Origin of the sequence: Klebsiella pneumoniae subsp. pneumoniae HS11286 (assembly GCF_000240185.1) — a bacterium.
GTDB lineage: Bacteria > Pseudomonadota > Gammaproteobacteria > Enterobacterales > Enterobacteriaceae > Klebsiella > Klebsiella pneumoniae.
In genome coordinates, this window is the sequence record NC_016845.1 from 3,205,213 (window position 1) to 3,223,982 (window position 18,770).

The following is an 18,770-nucleotide window of genomic DNA, read 5'->3' on the forward strand; positions in this document are numbered from 1 at the left end:
GGGTAAGGTGCCGCCCAACCGGAGGCGTCGCTGCGCGCCACCGTTACGCCCGGGTTCGTTGCGCCGCCAGCAGCGCGTTGAGCTCCGGCACGCAAGAGCCGCAGTTGGTCCCGCATTTCAGCTTCCCACCCAGCGCCCCGACGCTGGCGCAGCCGCTGGCGATGGCCTCGTTAATTGACCATTCCCCCACCCCAAAGCAGCTGCAGACGATCCGCCCCCGCGGCGCGACTGCGGCGCCCGGTCGGCCGCTAAGCAAGGCATGTCGTTGGGCAGCATCGGACGGCGGCGCGGCAAAGGCAGCGCTTATCCATGCGCAATCCACCGCCGGCTCGCGCGCATCGCTCCACCAGCCGAGCATCAGCCTTCCCTGATGCCAGGCCAGCAGGTTCCACACCGCGCCGCCGTCAGCCACCTGTAACTGCCAGCCGCGCCGGGCGCACCACGCGCTGAGCCACTGTCGGGCAGATGCCTCCCCGGCCAGCGAGTAGTGCAGCACGCCTGGCGTCGCCCGCCGCCGCCAGTGCCAGGCCGCAGGAAATGGTAGCGGTTCGCGGCAAAAAAGCTCGCTGTGCCAGGCCGGTTGCCAGGCGGCGATCGCCACCGCCGCCTGTTTACTTTCCGGCTGGCCGGAATACGGGTCCGTGACGGCGGCCAGCAGGTTATTCACCCGCCCCTGACGGGCAAACTGGTTGTTCCAGTGCATCGGAACAAACAGCGAGCCGGGGCGCTGCCCTTCGCTGATCGCCACTTTCGCCACCATCACCCCATGCCGCGACCAGATCCGCGCCAGCCCGTCAGCGGGAAGCTGATAGCGAACGGCATCCTGCGGCGCCACCTCCACCATTGGCTCCGCGATATGCTGCATCAGCCGCGGCACTGCGCCGGTACGGGTCATGGTGTGCCACTGATCGCGGATCCGCCCGCTGTTGAGGATCAGCGGATAAAAGGCATCGGTTGTCGCCCGGGTCGGTTGAGGCGTCACCGGCACCATCCGCAGCCTGCCATCGCCATGCCAGCCGCGCGTGATATCCCAGGCGACCTCGCTGCGGCTGACCGGCCAGCGCACCGGCGGCATGGCGTCCCACGCCTCACGGCTGAGATCCGCCAGCGCGCCGATATCAAACGCCCGCTGGCCGTCGTTTTCGAAACCGGACAGCGCCGCATGCTCGCGGAAGACGTCATGCGGATGCTGCCAGGCAAACGCCTCGCGATACCCCAGCGCCTGGCCCACTCTGGCGATGATCCACCAGTCCGCTTTCGCCTCCCCCGGCGGCGGCAGAAAGCTGCGCTGACGGGATATCCGCCGCTCCGAGTTGGTGACCGTGCCATTCTTCTCGCCCCAGGCCAGCGCCGGAAAGCGGATGTGGGCGAAACGTCCGGTATCGGTCTGGGCGGCGACATCCGAGACGATCACCAGCGGACAGGCGGCCAGCGCCTGGCTCACCGCGTGGCTGTCAGGGAGCGACACCACCGGGTTGGTACCCATGATCCAGACCGCTTTGACCTCGCCGCGGCCAATGGCGGCAAACAGCTCCACGGCGGTCAGCCCGGGGGTCTGCGCCAGCCGTTCCGTCCCCCAGAAGCGGGCCAGCCGCTGCAGATCGTCTGGCACAAAATCCATGTGCGCCGCCAGCATCGTCGCCAGCCCGCCGACTTCGCGGCCGCCCATGGCGTTGGGTTGACCGGTCAGCGAAAAGGGGCCGCAGCCGCGGCGGCCATACTTCCCGCTGGCCAGATGGACGTTGATGATGGCGTTACATTTGTCGCTGCCGCTGGCGGATTGATTGATTCCCATGGTGTAGAGGGTGATCGCCCGCGGGGCGGCGATGAACTCGCGATAGAATCCCGCCACCTCATCGGCAGGCAGACCGCAAAAGGCCGCCACCCTCGCCACGTCCCAGCCGCGGGCGGCGGCCAGCGCCTGCGGGCCGTCGCGAAAGCCATCGACGCAGGCTCCTGCCTCAGCCAGGGCGTTAAGCAGCCCCGCAAACAACCCGCCGTCGCTTCCCGGGGCCAGCGCCAGATGGCGGTCGGCGATCTCGCAGGTAGCGGTGCGTCGGGGGTCGATCGCCACGATCCGCAATCGGGGATTATCCCGCTTCGCCTGCGCCAGCCGCTGGAACAGCACCGGATGCGCCCAGGCGGCGTTCGAGCCGACCAGCACCACCAGATCGCTGTTTTCCACATCATCGTAGCTGCAGGGCACCACGTCGGCGCCAAAGGCCCGCTTGTAGCCAGTGACCGCTGACGACATGCACAGCCGTGAATTGGTATCGATGTTCGCCGCGCCGATAAACCCTTTCATCAGCTTATTGGCGGCATAGTAATCCTCGGTTAACAGCTGGCCGGAGGCGTAAAAGGCCACCGCTTGCGGTCCGTGCTGGTCGATAATCTGTCTCAGGCGCGCAGCGGTTTCCGCCAGCGCCTGAGGCCAGGCTACCTGCTGGCCGTCGACCTCCGGCGTCAGCAGCCGCCCCGCCAGGCCCGTGGTCTCCCCTAAGGCGGCCCCTTTGACGCACAGACGGCCGAGGTTCGCCGGGTGCTGATCGTCGCCACGCACGCTCACCTGCCCCGCGTCGTCCACGCTCGCCAGCACCCCGCAGCCTACGCCGCAGTAGGGGCAGGTCGTTCGGATGGTCTTCATCAGGAGGCCTCCGCGCGGGCCAGCAGCTGCTGGTTGCCCACCCACACTTTGCCGTTTTCTACTTTCACCGGCCAGGCGCGTACCGCCTGTTCGTCGCCGTCGCACGGCCAGCCGTCGCGCAGGCGTATCCGCTGTTTGTACAGCGGGGAGATCACCACCGGCTCGCCGCCGACGTCCCCTAACAGCCCACGCGACAGCACGTTGGCCGCGCTGCCCGGCTCGCGGTTGTCGAGGGCGTAGACCCGCTCGCCGAAGCGGAACAGGGCAATCTGCCGCTCCCCTAAGCGGGCGCCGATCCCCGCCTGCGCCGGAATGGCGTCAAGATCGCATACCGCCTGCCACGGTCGGGATGGGAGTTCGCCTTCGGGCAACGTCTCAGTCAGCAGCGGCTGCGGCTGACCGCGCAGATCGCGGCGCTGCACAGCCTCGTCGGGCTGGTCGCTATTAACGAAGGAGCGGAACAGCGCCAGACGCTGCGGATCGTTGAGGGTGGTCTGCCACTCGCACTGGTAGCTGTCGACGATCCGGGCCATCTCCTGCTCCAGCTCCTCGCCAATGCCAAGACTATCTTCCAGCACCACCTGCCGCAGATAGGCGACGCCGCCCTCCAGGTTATCCATCCAGGTGCTGGTTCGCTGCAGGCGATCGGCGGTACGGATATAGAACATCAGCAGACGATCGATGCTGCGGATCAGCGTCGCTTCGTCGAGATCGCTGGCAAACAGGTCGGCGTGACGCGGTTTCATCCCGCCGTTGCCGCAGACGTACAGATTCCAGCCTTTGTCGGTGGCAATCACCCCGATATCTTTCCCCTGGGCTTCAGCGCATTCGCGGGTGCATCCGGAGACCGCCATCTTGATTTTGTGCGGGGCGCGTAGCCCTTTATAGCGATGCTCGAGCCGTACCGCGAGCCCGGTGGAGTCTTGCACGCCGTAGCGACACCAGGTTGAGCCGACGCAGGATTTCACCGTGCGCAGCGACTTGCCGTAGGCGTGGCCGGTTTCAAACCCGGCGTCGGCCAGCTCGCGCCAGATAGCCGGCAGCTGTTCCAGCCGCGCGCCAAACAGGTCGATGCGCTGGCCGCCGGTCACTTTGCTGTAGAGCTGGTAACGTTTGGCGATCTGCCCGATGGCGATCAGTCCGTCCGGCGTCACTTCCCCTGCCGCCATCCGCGGCACCACCGAATAGCTCCCGTCCTTCTGGATATTGGCGAAATAGCGGTCGTTGGTATCCTGCAGCGGCAGGTGCGCCGGCTTCAGCAGGTACTCGTTCCAGCAGGAGGCCAGCACCGAGGCCACCAGCGGTTTGCAGACATCGCAGCCGTGCCCCTGGCCGTAGCGGCTAATCAACTGCTCGAAGGTATGGATATGGTTAACCCGCACCAGGTGGTAGATCTCCTGGCGCGACCACGGGAAATGTTCGCAGACGTCTTTTTTCACTTCGACGCCCTGCTCCGCCAGCTGATACTCCATCACCTGTTTCACCAGCGCGCTGCAGCCGCCGCAGCCGGTAGCCGCTCTGGTGCAGCTTTTTATCGCCGACATATCCCTCGCCCCATTGTTCACCGCCTGGCAGATATCGCCTTTGCTGACGTTATGGCAGGAGCAGATCGGCGCGCTGTCCGGCAGCGCCGCGACGCCGAGCGCCTTCGGCGCGGCTCCCTCCAGCGCGGGCAGGATCAGACTCTCCGGACGCGGCGGCAGCGCCATGCCGTTCAGCATCATCTGCAGCAGCGTGGCATAGTCGCTGGCATCCCCCACCAGCACGCCGCCAAGCAGGGCTTTGCCGTCCTGACTGACGACGATTTTTTTTGTAAATCTGCTGCGGACCGTCGGTCCATTGATAGCTCTGACAGCCCGGCGTGCGCCCCTGCGCATCGCCAAACGAGGCCACGTCGACTCCCAGCAGCTTCAGTTTGGTGCTCATGTCGGCGCCGCTAAAGCAGGCGTCCTCTCCTGCGAGAGTGGCCGCGGCGATGCGCGCCATCTGATAGCCCGGCGCCACCAGACCGTAAATTTTATTGTCCCACAGGGCGCATTCGCCTATCGCCAGCACGTCCGGGTCAGAGGTGCGGCACTGGCCGTCGATGTGAATTCCCCCGCGTTCGCCCACCTGCAGCGCGCAGCCGCGGGCCAGCGCGTCCTGCGGGCGGATCCCCGCCGAGAAGACCACCATGTCGGTCCGCAACGCGCCGCCGTCGGCAAAGTTCAGCCGCAGGCCGTCGGCCTCGCGCACGATGGCGGTGGTCGCTTTGCTGGTATGCACCCCCACGCCGAGGGCGACGATCTTCTCCCGGAGCATCGCCGCCCCGCCGTTATCCAGCTGGACGGCCATCAGGTTCGGGGCAAACTCCACCACCTGCGTCTCCAGCCCCAGCTGTTTCAGGGCGTTGGCCGCCTCCAGCCCGAGCAGCCCGCCGCCGATAACCACCCCGCTCTTCGCCGCGGCGGCATGGGCGGCGATACGGTCGAGATCGTCAAGAGTGCGGTAGACAAAACACCCCGCGAGATCGTTACCGGGGATTGGCGGAACAAAGGGATACGAGCCGGTCGCCAGCACCAGTTTATCCCAGTGGATTTCATGCCCCTCGGCGTCCCGTACCAGCCGTGCTTCGCGGTCGATGGTCGCCACCGCCTCGCCGAGGCGGAGTTCAATACCATGTTCAATAAAGAAGTCCCCGGCCGCCAGCGACAGCGACTCGGCGCTGCGTCCGGCAAAATACTCGGAGAGATGTACCCGGTCGTAGGCGGGATAACGCTCTTCGCCAAACACCACGATTCGATATTGCTGATGCAGATTGCGGCTCACGCATTGCTCGAGAAAATGGTGGCCGACCATGCCATGTCCCACCAGCACTAATACAGGTTTCGTCATCGTCATTATTCCTGCAGCCTGCGGCTGCGTTGAAGAGGGGTCAAAAAGCCAGTCCACGGTGGCAGGCTCATCGCTTTCCAGGCGCGCGGTGAGCGCGGCGGCGGCGGTGCAGTCGCCCATCAGCAGCACGCCGCGCAGGCGGCCATCGCGCAGCAGCAGGCGGCGATAGTGGCGGTCGATGGGGTCCCAGCTGGTATAAATGTCATCCTGTTCGCCGGCCTGCTGCTCGCCAGCGCAAAAGAATTCAATGCCGGTGACCTTCAGGCGGGTCCCGGCGTCCTGCCAGACAAAGCCCTCGCCGGGGGCGCCGCACAGGCGATCCGCCAGCACCTCGGCCTGACGCAGGCAGGGAGCCACCAGCCCCCAGGTCTGGCCGTCAATTTCGCAACATTCGCCGATGGCGCTGATCCCCGGCAGCGAGGAGGCCATCTGACGGTCGACCACGATCCCCCGCTGGCACAGCACGCCGGACTGCGCCGCCAGACGGCTGTCGGGCTGCACGCCGGTAGCCAGCACCACTCTGGCGGCGCGGAATACGCGCCCGTCCGCCAGCCGCACGCCATCGGCGTCGATGGCGGCGATGCTGCACTCCAGCACGCAGCGAATGCCGCGCGCTTCAAGCTGCTGCCTGAGCTCATCGGCGGCAAAAGCGTCGGTCAGCGGCGCCATTAATCCGCTGCCGCGATGCAGAAGAGTGACCTCTCCGCCGTGACGACGCAGCGCCGCCGCCGCTTCCACCCCCAGCACCCCACCGCCAATCACCACCGCCGGGCCGGGTATCGCCAGAATACGTTCCACGTCCGCCAGGGTGCGGAAGGGCATAACCTGCGGACGATCAATGCCCGGCAGCGGCGGGATAAAGGGCCGCGAACCGGTGGCGAACACCAGCTCATCCCACGGCAGCCAGGTTTCCGCGATGCGCAGCCGCCGTTGCTGAATATCGACTTCATCGACCGCCTCGCCAGACCGCAGGCACACCCCGTGCCGGGTGTACCACTCCGCCGGCAGCAACGGGATCTGCGCCGCCGTTTTTTCACCTGCCAGCAGCGGCGAGAGCTGAATGCGGTTATAGGCCGGGTGCGGCTCGTCGCCGACGACGGTAATGGCAAACCGCGCGGGGTCGCGCTCAACCAGCCGCTGCACCAGCCGGGTGGCCGCCATGCCGTTACCGATCACCACCAGTCGCCGCGTCATGACCGCCTCCTTACGCCGCTTTCGGCTGTTTTTCATACAGGAAATGGAGGATCTGCTGGCGCAGATGGTGATACCGGCTGTCGTCCGCCAGCTGAACGCGGTGGCGCGGACGCGGCAGATCGACCGAGAGGATCTCGCCGACCGTCGCCGCCGGACCGTTGGTCATCATCAGCACCCGATCCGAGAGCAGCACCGCTTCATCAACGTCGTGGGTGATCATGACGATGGTGGTATTGAGCTCCTGCTGGATATGCATCACCGTGTCCTGGAGGTGGGCGCGGGTCAGCGCGTCCAGGGCGCCGAAGGGCTCATCAAGCAGCAGCACTTTCGGCTTCATCGCCAGCGCCCGGGCGATACCCACCCGCTGCTTCATGCCGCCGGAGATCTCCCCGGGACGTTTGTGCAGCGCATGACCCATCTGTACGCGCGCCAGGTTGTGTTCGATCCACTCCCGGCGCTCACTCTTGCTCATGGTGCGACGGAACACCTGATCCACCGCCAGCGCCACATTGTCGAAACAGCTCAGCCACGGCAGCAGCGAGTGGTTCTGGAAAACCACCGCCCGCTCCGGCCCGGGACCGGCGATTTCCCGGTTATCACACAGTAGTCCGCCCTCGGTAGGGGTGGTGATCCCGGCGATCAGGTTCAGCAGGGTCGATTTTCCGCAACCCGAGTGGCCGATAAGGCTAATGGTCTCCCCTTCGACGATATCGAAGGAGACATTCTGCAGCGCCAGGAACTCGCCGCTGGCGGTGTTGAAGCGTTGGCTGACGGCCTGCACCTGAATTAATGGTTTCATGTTGGCTCCTTATTTTTCCTGCCAGCTAAAGCGGCGAGCGAGCAGCATCAGGCCCTGCTCCAGCAGCAGGCCGACGACGCCGATAATGACGATGGCGATGATGATGTTTTCCACATTGAGGTTGTTCCACTCGTTCCAGATCCAGAAGCCGATCCCCAGCCCGCCGGTAAGCATTTCCGCCGCCACGATCACCAGCCAGGCGATGCCGATGGAGAGGCGCACGCCGGTAAGCACCGCCGGCAGCACCGCCGGAAAGAGGATTTTGCGCATCACCGTCCACTCCGAGAGCTGGAGGACGCGGGCGACGTTGAGATAGTCCTGCGGGATCCGCCGCACACCCTCCGCGGTGTTGATCACCATCGGCCAGATGGAGCAGATAAAATGGTCCAGCTGGAAGCCGGCTCCGCCTTCTGGAACAGCAGCAGGCCAATCGGCAGCCAGGCTAGCGGGCTGACCGGGCGCAGCAGAGCAATCAGCGGATAAACATGCGGGCGAAGAACAGCGAACGGCCGATCAAAAACCCCAGCGGAATGCCCGCCAGCGCCGCCAGGCCGAAGCCCACCGCCACGCGCTGCAGGGAGGCCAGCACGTTCCAGCCGATGCCCATGTCATTGGGCCCGTCCTGATAGAACGGATCGGCAAACAGGGTCAGCGCCGAGTCCAGCGTGCTCAGCGGCGTGGGAAAGCCTTTGCTATGCATCGCCGCCAGCTGCCAGGCCAGCAGCAGCACTCCCAGCCCCAACAGCGGGGGCAGCAGGCGCTGGGTGAGCTCACGCAGCCAGCGCGTGACGGTCGGCGTGGTGCGCCGGACCTGCACCGGCGGCAGGATAATCACTTCGCCAGGTGCGTTGTCCACGCTGACGACCGGTTGCTTACGTTGTGCCTGCTTCATCTCATGCCCCCTTACGTTGAATAGAGAAATGGCGGGCGTAGCCTTCCGGGTCGGACCCGTTCCAGACCGTCCCGTCCATTAGTGTGCTGCTGCGCATCCTGGCTGCCGGCGCGCTGATCCCTCCTACCGCCTGGGCGGCAGCCTGCCAGACATCGATGCGGTTAATGCGCGACGCCACCGCGAGGTAATCCGGAGCCTGCTTCAGCAACCCCCAGCGGCGGAACTGGGTGAGGAACCACATCCCGTCCGACAGCCACGGGAAACTCACCTCGCCCCCGGCCCAGAAGCGCATCGGATGGGCATCCTGCCAGCGGCGGCCAAGGCCGTTGTCATACTCTCCAAGCATCCGGCCGGTGAGGTATTGCTCCTTGGTATTGAGCCAGCCGCGTCTGGCGAGCAGGCGGGCCGTCTCCCGGGTGTTCTCCGGCGAGGCGGCGATCCAGCGCTGCGCCTCCATCAGGGCCGCCACCAGCGCGCGGGCGGTGTTCGGGTTGCGTTCCACCCAGTCGCGACGGGTGCCCAGCACCTTTTCCGGATGCTCGGGCCAGATATCCTGGGAAGTGGCCGCGGTGAAGCCGATACGGTCGTTAATAGCGCGGGCGTTCCACGGCTCGCCGACACAAAAGCCGCTCATATTGCCGATGCGCATGTTCATCACCATCTGCGGCGGCGGCACCACGACGGTGCGCACATCGTTGAAGGGATCGATGCCGGCGCTCGCCAGCCAGTAGTAAAGCCACATGGCATGGGTGCCGGTAGGAAAGGTATGGGCGAAGGTGTAACTGCCCGGCGCGCTGCGGTCGATCAGCCGCTTCAGCCCGCCGAGGTCGGTCACCCCTTTCTCCTGCAGCTCGCTGGAGAGGGTAATCGCCTGGCCATTGCGGTTGAGGGTCATCAGATTGGCCATCGCCTGCGGCTTGCTGGCGATCCCCAGTTCGAGGCCGTACAGCAGGCCATAGAGAATATGCGCCGCGTCCAGCTCGCCGGCCACCAGCTTGTCGCGCACCGCCGCCCAGCTGGCTTCCTTACTCGCCACCAGGGTGATGCCATATTTTTGGTCAAACCCCTTCGCCGCGGCGATGGCCAGCGGCGCGCAATCGGTCAGCGGAATAAATCCGACCCGCACGCGGGTTTGCTCCGGTTTGTCCGAGCCGCCGGCCCAGGCGGCCTGCATCACGCCCGGCAGCAGCATCGCGCCGCCCAGCGCGGCCCCTGCCTGCAGCAAGCGCCGCCGGGAAATTGAAAATTTGTCGCCCATATCCGCTCCACCATGCGCAAAAAAAAAAGCGCCCGACAGTGCATACGCACTGCAGGACGCCTTTATCCACGGACACCCGAACCGCCATTGGTTCGTTGCCCGGACTTTTATTCACTTAATAAGTAATGCAAACGGGATGCCAGCTTTGGCAATAGCGCGCTGGCGGGCTTTTTCCCAACGCTGGCCGGTTTTTCACCTAAAAGTGCACCGCCGGCAGGCAAAGAATGCCCATCGATTGTGCATCTACTCCTTTGGTGTTAGCGGCCAAATCGCCTTCACCATCAGCAGCGCGCGGGCTATCTCAACCATGCGCTGATTTTTGTCCATGGCCATCTTGCGCAGCGTCTGCCAGGCCTGCTCCTCCTGCATTCCCTGGTGCGTCATCAGCAGACTTTTCGCTTTTTCGATCAGCTTGCGCTCTTCGAGCGCGTCTTTCAGCGAGGCCAGCTGGCTGGAGAGCTGCTGCAGCTCATAGGCCTGCTGGCGCACCAGCGGCAGTAGCTGTTTATCGAGCCGTGGCGTCACGCTATCGTCTTCCTCTCCGGCCTGCCAGCCAGGCGCGTCGTCTGCTAACAGCGCGTCGGTGGCATCCAGCAGATCGTCGATCAGTTGCTCTTCCACTTCGCGCAGTTGCTCAAGCCGTTGGGTTTGCAGACCAAACCAGCGCAGCGCCGTTTCCCCGCCGTCGGCAGCCGGCTGGCGGGTACAGGCGATCCGCCGCAGCTGTTCAATATCCAGACCGGCGTGGCACTGGGTTCTGAACAACTGGACGGTCGCCGGGCTGCCCAGCGCCTGAAAGCTGTCGAAGCAGGGCTGCTGACCGTCAATACGGTCCACCAGCTGCTGGCGCAGGCTGTCGCTGAACTCGCCGCGGGTAAAGCCCAATGCTCCCAGCGCGCGCTCCTGGCCCACCAGCTCTTTTCCCTGCATAAAGCTGTACAGGGCGACCATCCGACCAGCCACCGGCGGATCGTCAATGCTGTCATTGAGCTGCGGGGCGATGTTCAGCAGATGGCGGATGACGCGGCTGAACTGCTCCGTCGCGGCTTCAGCGGCAATTTGCCGGCGGCCGATCTGCGCGCGTAGTGCCGGGAGCTGCGCCAGCTCGTCAAGCGCTCTGGCGATACGCCAGCACAGCGCGCTGCCGGCTACCGCGCGCGCCCGTTCGAGGCTGGCATAAAACAGGGCTAGCCGCTCGTCAACCAGCGCCCCTCCCGCCCGACACTCCGCTGTATACAGCAAGCCGCCCGAGCAAAGATAGATATTCGACGCCCCGCGCTCACACTGCAGCATATGCACCAGCGCGCTGAGCTGGCTGGCCAGTTCCCCCAGTTGGCTAAGCTGCTGAAGCTGTTGTTTTTGCAGGCGACGCGCCAGCTGCAGCCAGGCCGTCGCATCGTGCGCATGACCAGTCGTATTATTCATACCCCTCCTCCGGGTTAACGCTTTATACTGCCTAAAGCAATAACCGTGCCTTTAAGAAGGAGTTTGTATGCAACGTATTGTGATCATCGCCAACGGCGCCGCCTACGGCAGCGAATCCCTGTTCAACAGCCTGCGCCTGGCCATTGCCCTGCGCGAGCAGCAGTCCGACCTCGATCTCAAGCTGTTTCTGATGTCCGACGCCGTCACCGCCGGGCTGCGGGGGCAGAAGCCGGCAGAAGGGTATAATGTGCAGCAGATGCTGGAGATCCTCACCGCCCAGCAGGTTCCCGTGAAGCTGTGTAAAACCTGCGCGGACGGCCGCGGGGTCAGCGCACTGCCGCTGGTTGACGGCGTGGAGGTTGGCACTCTCGTTGAGCTGGCCCAGTGGACCCTGGCGGCAGATAAAGTGCTGACCTTCTGAATCTGGGGCGCCAAACGGCAGGAAATATCAGGTTTCGCCGCCTGCAGAGGTAAAAAAACGTTAGCTGAATGCTTTCAGGAACAACGTCATTTTTGTTTAATCTTTATCCCTTTTTTTGATCAAAATCAGCATCCCGACCCGCGCCGTTTGGTGTGATGCACAGAGCAAAGTGTGAACAATATCACGCGAGGACTGGGTGGGCAGGATGCTGTAGCGGGACAGAAACGGGGTATAAAATGGCGATGGTTAAAGCAAGTTTGACGTTATTTGGTGGTGACACGCTGGTGGTGCGGTGCTCAGAGCGCTGCCATATTCATCTGATGAGCGCGAAGGTCCCGGGCGACAGTCATGCGGATATTCTGAGCGTGCAGGATCGGGACAGCGCGTATCTGACGGTGCCCTACAGCGGCACCTGGAACGTGCTTATCGACAGTCACAGCCAGTCGCTGGAGCACTCCATCAGCTACGTGCCGGCCTGACCGTCACTGCCAGAACACACGCCCGGTCATGCCGGGCGTGAGATTCATGACAAACCTCATGCAATCATTGTACTTGCAGATTGCACCAGAAAAATAACAAGGAAAATCAATTTATTGATTTTCGGCTGATAACCACCAGTAAGGAAAAATCACGCTTTTTCCTTACTGGTCAGCAATCGGACGCCCAGTCATGCCGGGCGTTTTCTTTTGCGCGCGCTCAGGCCAGGCCCGGCGTCGGACTCTCGCCCAACAGCGCGCGGACGCTGGCCACCAGGTCATCGAGACTGGCATCGTGCATGCCCAGCTTGCGCAGCGCCTGCTCAAGCGAAAACAGATACTGGGCGTTGGTGCCGAGCGGCCCGCTGGCCCGGGCGATCAGCGGGGCGATAACCTGGGCACTGGTATCCGGTTCAAACAGTGGATGGCGCGGATCCATAATAAACACCAGGGCATTCACCGTCCGTCCGTCGTCCAGCTCCAGCTTGCACCAGGTGGGCAGATAGCAGCCGGTGATCATCTCCCGCTTCCACAGCAGGGTCAGCTCCTCCTCCAGCGTGTCGTCAGGCAGACGATAGGCGACGCCGGTGGTTCGGCCGCCCTCTTTGAGAGCCAGCATGCGTCCCGGCTGGCAGGCACTACCGCGCCCGGCGGTCAACCGCAGGCAAAACGCGCGGTGCCAGCCCGGCAGCGTGCCGGTGCAGGACTCGCGATAATTGAGCGCCGGGTTCCAGATAAGCGAACCGTAGCCAAAGATCCATACTGAGCCATCATCCGGGCGGCAGGCCAGCGTCGCCGCCAGCGAGGCTGCACGTTGTTCTGCCGACCAGAGTAGCGATTCCTCAATAGCGCCAAACGCTGTCTTACAATCCGCATTCATTAAGAAATCACGAGTTAACACTGTTTACTACCTCCGCCACTGCCCGCTTCCCGGCGTTCGTCTCATGCATCCGTCAATATTGCTGAAATATTATCCAGCTTTATCTTTCAATAAGCAATCAGCGGGGCGCTGGCAAGCGAAAAAGCGGCGTCAGCGATTATTTTTTCTTATGCCACTTATCATCATCGCCTTTCTCATAGCTGTTCTTCACCGCCGCCCAGGCGACTTTGTGCGCCGTCTCTTCGCGGCTGGCGTCATCGCGCCGCTCGTCTTTATCTTTATATTGATCCCAGGCGCTGTTAAACGCTTCTTTATAAATTTCCTGCGCATGGGCAGGCAGTACATGCTGAACGCTGTCGGGGAGTTCTTGTTTACTGCGATAGGGCATACTGACCTCCTGTTTGAGCATTAAGTTTAAGCCTGGTACGCATTCGGCTGGCTATCAAGGTCAAAATGAGTAGAAAAATTATTTTAGTAATTATTTGAATAATAAGAACTAAATATAAGTAAACATAAATTATAATAAACTAATCAAGATATCCATCGATACCCGTAAATTTAAGTAAAAAACCAGCGGTAATTTAGCAAGATCTGTTACTTTACCGCCCTACGTTTTTATAATTATAACACCTGCATAAATGGAGATGGTTCATGACCCATGCACATGAGGCGGTAAAAACCCGCCATAAGGAGTCTTCCCTCGTCTTTCCGGTGCTGGCGCTGGCGGTGCTGTTTTTCTGGGGCAGCAGCCAGTCACTGCCAGTGGTTATCGCGATCAATATCCTCGCGCTGGTCGGCATTTTGAGCAGCGCCTTCAGCGTGGTCCGCCACGCCGACGTCCTCGCCCACCGCCTGGGCGAACCCTATGGCTCCCTGATTTTAAGCCTGTCGGTGGTTATCCTTGAGGTCAGTTTGATCTCTGCCTTAATGGCCACCGGCGACGCCGCGCCGACCTTGATGCGGGATACCCTCTACTCCATTATTATGATCGTCACCGGCGGTCTGGTCGGTTTCTCTCTGCTGCTGGGCGGGCGTAAATTCGCCACCCAATATATGAATCTGTTCGGCATTAAGCAGTATCTTATCGCCCTGTTTCCGCTAGCGATTATCGTGCTGGTCTTTCCGATGGCGCTGCCGGGCGCGAACTTCAGCACCGGGCAATCGCTGCTGGTGGCGGTAATTTCGGCGGCCATGTACGGCGTTTTCCTGCTTATTCAGACCAAAACCCATCAGAGCCTGTTTGTTTATGAGCATGAAGACGACAGCGACGATGACGACCCGCACCACGGTAAACCGTCCGCCCACAGCAGCGGGTGGCATACCGCCTGGCTGCTGGTGCACCTGGTGGCAGTGATCGCGGTTACCAAAATGAACGCTAACCCGCTGGAAACGCTGTTGACCAGCATGAATGCCCCGGTGGCCTTTACCGGCTTCCTGGTGGCTCTGCTGATCCTGTCGCCGGAAGGCCTTGGCGCCCTGAAAGCGGTGCTCAACAATCAGGTACAGCGGGCGATGAATCTGTTTTTCGGCTCTGTGCTGGCCACCATCTCGCTGACGGTCCCGGTGGTCACCCTCATCGCCTTCCTGACCGGCAATGAGCTGCGCTTTGGCCTTGGCGCCCCGGAGATGGTGGTGATGGTCGCCTCGCTGGTGCTGTGCCATATCTCCTTCTCCACCGGACGCACCAATGTGCTGAACGGCGCGGCCCACATGGCGCTGTTCGCCGCCTATCTGATGACCATTTTCGCCTGACCCCGTTTTCCCACCCGGCGGAGTCCGGGCGAAAAAAAGCCTGCCGGTTTTGACGCCGGCAGGCTTTTTTACTGATGCAGTCAGGCTTACTTGCTGGTATCCAGCTCGTCGAAGCTTTTCACCAGATCGTCAATCGCTTTCATCTGTTTGAGGAACGGCTCCAGTTTATCCAGCGGCAGCGCGGACGGGCCGTCGCATTTCGCGTGGTCCGGATCCGGATGCGCTTCAATAAACAGACCGGCGATACCTACCGCCATACCGGCGCGGGCCAGCTCGCTCACCTGCGCACGACGACCGCCGGAGGCTGCGCCAAACGGGTCGCGGCACTGCAGCGCGTGGGTGACGTCGAAAATGACCGGCGAGTTGTTGGAGGCTTTCTTCATCACGCCGAAGCCAAGCATATCCACGACCAGGTTGTCGTAACCGAAGTTCGCGCCGCGGTCGCAGAGGATTACTTTGTCGTTACCCCCTTCGATAAACTTATCGACGATGTTGCCCATCTGACCCGGGCTGACGAACTGCGGCTTCTTGACGTTGATCACCGCCCCGGTCTTCGCCATCGCTTCCACCAGGTCAGTCTGGCGCGCGAGGAAAGCCGGAAGCTGGATCACGTCCACCACGTCAGCTACCGGCTGCGCCTGGCTGGCTTCATGAACGTCGGTGATGATTTTCACGCCAAAGGTCTGCTTCAGCTCCTGGAAAATCTTCATCCCTTCTTCCAGACCCGGCCCACGATAGGAGTGGATGGAGGAACGGTTGGCTTTATCAAAGGAGGCTTTGAATACGTAGGGAATACCAAGCTTCTGCGTAACGGTGACATAATGTTCGCAGATACGCATCGCCAGGTCGCGCGACTCCAGCACGTTCATCCCGCCGAACAGCACGAACGGCAGGTCGTTCGCTACGTTGATATCACCAATGCTAACCACTTTTTGTTTCATAAGTTCGCCTTATCAGGGTGTAACCGGAATGGTTCCAGACTAATGCAATGTAATTTGTTTATGCGAAATCGTGTTGATCTGCGCGCGGATCATCTCGCTGATCGGATCCTCCGGGCACTGCTCAACGAAATAGCTCAGATCCAACAGCGCCACGTGATCGCAGTCCAGCTGGGCGTATATCAGCCCGCGGTCGCGGATCTCATACGGATCTTCCGGATTAAACTGCAGCAGCGCTTCGCTGGCGCGCAGGGCCAGCTCCATCTGCCGCTCTTCCATCAGCGCCGACTTCAGGGTGTCCAGCAGCTTGCGGATCACCTCGGCGTTATCCGCTTCGTCGAGATCTTCATTAAACAGTTCCGCCACCGGCCCGATGTTGCCCTTCAGCCATACCTCCAGGGTATGCTCGTCGAGGGTCTCGCCGTTAAACGGATTAATCAGCCACATCTCTTCGCTGGTTTCCGGGTCCGCACGCAGCAGCATCTGGGTCGGGAAGATCACCGGCACCACCGGCAGCGCCAGGCGCTGGGCGATCCACAGCAGGATCGCGCCTAACGACACCGCGCTCCCCTGGCGGTTAACCAGCACTTTATCCAGCCATAGCGCGTCGGAAAGACGATACACGCCCTGCGAGGCGCCAAAGCCCCACTCGTCATAAAACAGCTCCAGCAATCGTTCTATCTGGCGCTCCTGGTCCCACGACGGCGCAATCTCCTCCTGCGCGAGGCGCAGCAATCGCTGCAGCTCTTCCTCGACAAAACGCGACGGAAAATCGTCGCGGACCTGTTCAGAAATGAGGACCATGCCATCACACAATGGCGCTTTGTTAAATTCGAAATCCGCTAATGACCCCATGACCTACCCCAGTATCGGTATTCTTGTGATGGCGAGTTGAATGATGATAAACAACACCACCAGCGCCAGCAGGAACGCGATAAAGCGGCTCTGCTGGCTGCGCGGACGACGACGGCCCAACGCGATAAAACCTAATGCGATGTAAATGATAACGCCAAACAGCTTTTCAGTCAGCCATGCGCCGTCTTCTGTGAACGGCAGGTAGTGCGTTATCGCCATTAACCCTGCGCCGCTGAGAAACAGCAGCGTATCGCTGCAGTGCGGCGCAATTCGCACCCACCGCTGGTTCAGCAGCGGGCTCTGGTGATACATCCACCAGTAACGTAAAACGAACAATCCTACCGACACCGCCACTGTGGCAATGTGCAGGTAGAGGACAGCCGTGAATAAGTTCATCAGCCAACATTCTCCATGTCGGGTAAACGTCCGAGGGTCAGACGCTCATTGTCGCCATAGTCGCGACAGGTCGCGACGTCCAGATAGCCCGCTTCGCGGAACAGCGCGCGAACCGCCTCGCCCTGAGTCCAGCCATGCTCCAGCAGCATCCAACCGCCGGGCTGCAGATACTGCCGTCCCTCGCGGATGATATGCGCCAGATCGGCCAGCCCCTGGTCGCCTGCGACCAGCGCCGTCAACGGCTCAAAGCGCACATCGCCTTCGGCGAGATGCGGGTCGGCGGCGTCGATATAGGGGGGATTGCTGACGATCGTGGCGAAGCGCTGCCCGGCCAGCGCGCTAAACCAGTCGCTTTGACTTATCGTCACGTTAGCGATGCCCAGATGTTCGGCATTGCGCAACGCCAGCGCCACGGCGTCCGGCATCACGTCCACCGCGGTGACCTCACAGTCCGGACGTTCGCTGGCCAGCGCCAGGGCAATGGCGCCGGTCCCGGTGCCGAGGTCGAGAATACGGCACGGCGCGGTTGGCAGACGCGCCAGCGCCTGCTCTACCAGACATTCGGTATCCGGGCGGGGGATCAGCGTCGCCGGGGAGACGAACAGCGGCAGCGACCAAAACTCGCGCTGCCCGACCAGATGAGCAATAGGTTCCCCGCGCTGGCGTCGCACCAGGAGCGCCTCCAGCCTCGCCGCCTCGTCAGCAGAGAGCGTCGTTTCACCGAAGGCCAAAATCCAGGTTCGCGCCCGGCCGGTAACGTGTCCCAGCAAGATCTCGGCGTCGCGTCTCGGGCTGTCGCTCTCCGCCAGGCGGGCGATCGCCTGCTGCAGCCAGGCCTGAAAGGTCATCATTCCTGCTCGGACAGCGCCGCCAGCTGATCGGCCTGATGTTCCTGGACAATCGGCTCAATCAGCATGTCGAGTTTGCCCTCCATCGCCTCATCCAGACGGTAGAGCGTCAGGTTGATGCGGTGGTCGGTCACGCGGCCCTGCGGGAAGTTATAGGTGCGATTGCGGTCGCTGCGGTCGCCGCTGCCCAGCAGGTTGCGGCGCGTGGAGGCTTCCGCCTGCTGACGTTTGGCCACTTCGGCGGCGCGGATGCGCGCGCCCAGCACCGACAGCGCCTTGGCTTTGTTTTTATGCTGAGAACGCTCGTCCTGGCACTCCACCACGATGCCGGTGGGCAGGTGGGTAATGCGGATAGCCGAGTCGGTGGTGTTAACGTGCTGACCGCCTGCCCCGGAGGAACGGAAGGTATCGATGCGCAGATCCGCCGGGTTAATGTCCGGCATTTCGGCTTCCGGCAGCTCCGGCATCACCGCCACCGTACAGGCGGAGGTGTGGATCCGCCCCTGCGATTCGGTGGCCGGCACACGCTGCACGCGATGGCCGCCGGATTCAAATTTCAGCCGACCGTAAACGCCGTCGCCGCTGATCTTGGCGATCACCTCTTTAAAGCCGCCGTGCTCACCTTCGTTGGCGCTGAGGATCTCTACCTGCCAGCGGCGCGATTCTGCGTAACGGGTGTACATGCGGAACAGATCGCCGGCAAACAGCGCTGCTTCGTCGCCGCCGGTCCCGGCGCGCACTTCCACGAAGGCGTTACGCTCGTCATCAGGATCTTTCGGCAGGAGGAGAACCTGCAGCTGTTGCTCCAGCTGGTCGCCTTTTTCTTTGGCGTCACGCAGCTCTTCCTGCGCCATTTCGCGCATTTCCGGATCGTCGAGCATCATCTGCGCGGTTTCAATATCCTCCTGCACCTGACGCCAGTCGGTATAGCAGCGCGCCACATCGCTCAGTTGAGCATACTCCCGCGACAGCGCGCGGAATTTATCCTGATCGGCAATCGTCGCGGCATCGCCGAGCAGCGCCTGCACTTCTTCATGGCGCTCGTACAACGCTTCCAGTTTGGCAACAATAGAAGACTTCATAGGCGTGAATTCACCCTGTCCTGAAAATAAGAGAAA

At 62.3% G+C, this 18,770-nt stretch carries 19 protein-coding genes and 2 other annotated features; of the genes, 3 read left to right on the forward strand and 16 right to left on the reverse strand.

Annotated features, from left to right (window positions below):
- Positions 1-43: 43 nt before the first annotated feature.
- From KPHS_32150 to KPHS_32230, 9 genes are all read right to left on the reverse strand, one after another.
- Positions 44-2,644: a putative nitrate reductase gene (locus KPHS_32150; RefSeq protein ID YP_005227515.1), complete on the reverse strand. Its 2,601-nt coding sequence runs from the start codon at positions 2,642-2,644 to the stop codon at positions 44-46.
- Positions 2,644-4,188 carry a putative nitrite reductase gene (locus KPHS_32160; RefSeq protein ID YP_005227516.1) on the reverse strand — a complete coding sequence of 515 codons (1,545 nt, stop codon included), beginning with the start codon at positions 4,186-4,188 and terminating at the stop codon, positions 2,644-2,646. The genes KPHS_32150 and KPHS_32160 overlap by 1 nt, the downstream gene beginning before the upstream one ends.
- Positions 2,644-6,712: a sequence feature (potential frameshift: common BLAST hit: gi|238895280|ref|YP_002920015.1| putative nitrite reductase [NAD(P)H] large subunit), on the reverse strand. Its footprint overlaps the gene before it by 1,545 nt.
- Positions 4,238-6,712 carry a putative nitrite reductase gene (locus KPHS_32170; protein ID YP_005227517.1) on the reverse strand — a complete coding sequence of 825 codons (2,475 nt, stop codon included), beginning with the start codon at positions 6,710-6,712 and terminating at the stop codon, positions 4,238-4,240. Its footprint overlaps the feature before it by 2,475 nt.
- A gap of 10 nt (positions 6,713-6,722) precedes the next feature.
- Positions 6,723-7,511: a putative nitrate transport protein nasD gene (locus tag KPHS_32180; protein ID YP_005227518.1), complete on the reverse strand. Its 789-nt coding sequence runs from the start codon at positions 7,509-7,511 to the stop codon at positions 6,723-6,725.
- A gap of 9 nt (positions 7,512-7,520) precedes the next feature.
- Entirely contained in the window at positions 7,521-7,871 is a 351-nt protein-coding gene (locus KPHS_32190; RefSeq protein ID YP_005227519.1) for a nitrate ABC transporter, inner membrane subunit, read from the reverse strand.
- Positions 7,521-8,403, reverse strand: a sequence feature (potential frameshift: common BLAST hit: gi|238895282|ref|YP_002920017.1| nitrate transporter component). It overlaps the preceding gene by 351 nt.
- Positions 7,984-8,403: a putative nitrate transporter component, NasE gene (locus KPHS_32200; protein YP_005227520.1), complete on the reverse strand. Its 420-nt coding sequence runs from the start codon at positions 8,401-8,403 to the stop codon at positions 7,984-7,986. (Overlaps the previous feature by 420 nt.)
- Before the next feature lies 1 nt (position 8,404).
- Complete coding sequence (locus tag KPHS_32210; protein YP_005227521.1) at positions 8,405-9,661, reverse strand: nitrate transporter component; 1,257 nt, start codon at positions 9,659-9,661, stop codon at positions 8,405-8,407.
- A 107-nt stretch (positions 9,662-9,768) separates the two neighbouring features.
- Entirely contained in the window at positions 9,769-9,882 is a 114-nt protein-coding gene (locus KPHS_32220) for a hypothetical protein (RefSeq protein ID YP_005227522.1), read from the reverse strand.
- 22 nt (positions 9,883-9,904) lie between these two features.
- Positions 9,905-11,086 carry a nitrate regulatory protein gene (locus KPHS_32230; protein ID YP_005227523.1) on the reverse strand — a complete coding sequence of 394 codons (1,182 nt, stop codon included), beginning with the start codon at positions 11,084-11,086 and terminating at the stop codon, positions 9,905-9,907.
- A gap of 67 nt (positions 11,087-11,153) precedes the next feature.
- Between KPHS_32230 and KPHS_32240 the strand changes: the two genes are divergently transcribed.
- Both KPHS_32240 and KPHS_32250 read left to right on the forward strand, forming a co-directional pair.
- On the forward strand, positions 11,154-11,507 hold the full coding sequence (locus KPHS_32240) for a putative phosphatase (RefSeq protein ID YP_005227524.1): 354 nt from the start codon (positions 11,154-11,156) through the stop codon (positions 11,505-11,507).
- A 236-nt stretch (positions 11,508-11,743) separates the two neighbouring features.
- Positions 11,744-11,986: a DUF1883 domain-containing protein gene (locus KPHS_32250; protein ID YP_005227525.1), complete on the forward strand. Its 243-nt coding sequence runs from the start codon at positions 11,744-11,746 to the stop codon at positions 11,984-11,986.
- Between the two features lie 217 nt (positions 11,987-12,203).
- On the opposite strand, the gene KPHS_32260 is transcribed toward KPHS_32250, so the two are convergent.
- The gene (locus tag KPHS_32260) at positions 12,204-12,884 is read right to left on the reverse strand and encodes a cation transport regulator (RefSeq protein ID YP_005227526.1); all 681 of its coding nucleotides are present in this window, start codon (positions 12,882-12,884) and stop codon (positions 12,204-12,206) included.
- Between the two features lie 136 nt (positions 12,885-13,020).
- Positions 13,021-13,272, reverse strand: a complete 252-nt coding sequence (locus KPHS_32270) for a cation transport regulator (RefSeq protein YP_005227527.1) — start codon at positions 13,270-13,272, stop codon at positions 13,021-13,023.
- 242 nt (positions 13,273-13,514) lie between these two features.
- Here KPHS_32270 and KPHS_32280 point away from each other — a divergent pair, with 242 nt between their 5' ends.
- Positions 13,515-14,615 (forward strand): calcium/sodium:proton antiporter, encoded by a 1,101-nt coding sequence (locus KPHS_32280; protein YP_005227528.1) that lies wholly within the window; start codon positions 13,515-13,517, stop codon positions 14,613-14,615.
- An 86-nt stretch (positions 14,616-14,701) separates the two neighbouring features.
- On the opposite strand, the gene KPHS_32290 is transcribed toward KPHS_32280, so the two are convergent.
- Genes KPHS_32290 through KPHS_32330 form a run of 5 tightly spaced genes read right to left on the reverse strand, consistent with a single transcriptional unit; the run spans position 14,702 to position 18,734 of the window.
- Complete coding sequence (locus KPHS_32290; protein YP_005227529.1) at positions 14,702-15,556, reverse strand: 2-dehydro-3-deoxyphosphooctonate aldolase; 855 nt, start codon at positions 15,554-15,556, stop codon at positions 14,702-14,704.
- Between the two features lie 39 nt (positions 15,557-15,595).
- Positions 15,596-16,408 carry a putative transcriptional regulator gene (locus KPHS_32300; RefSeq protein YP_005227530.1) on the reverse strand — a complete coding sequence of 271 codons (813 nt, stop codon included), beginning with the start codon at positions 16,406-16,408 and terminating at the stop codon, positions 15,596-15,598.
- A gap of 3 nt (positions 16,409-16,411) precedes the next feature.
- A complete protein-coding gene (locus KPHS_32310) occupies positions 16,412-16,804 on the reverse strand; it encodes a putative transcriptional regulator (protein ID YP_005227531.1) in 393 nt (130 codons plus the stop codon).
- Positions 16,804-17,652 (reverse strand): N5-glutamine S-adenosyl-L-methionine-dependent methyltransferase, encoded by an 849-nt coding sequence (locus KPHS_32320; protein YP_005227532.1) that lies wholly within the window; start codon positions 17,650-17,652, stop codon positions 16,804-16,806. The genes KPHS_32310 and KPHS_32320 overlap by 1 nt, the downstream gene beginning before the upstream one ends.
- Positions 17,652-18,734 (reverse strand): peptide chain release factor 1, encoded by a 1,083-nt coding sequence (locus tag KPHS_32330; RefSeq protein ID YP_005227533.1) that lies wholly within the window; start codon positions 18,732-18,734, stop codon positions 17,652-17,654. Before KPHS_32330 ends, KPHS_32320 begins: the two co-directional genes overlap by 1 nt.
- Between the last annotated feature and the right edge of the window lie 36 nt (positions 18,735-18,770).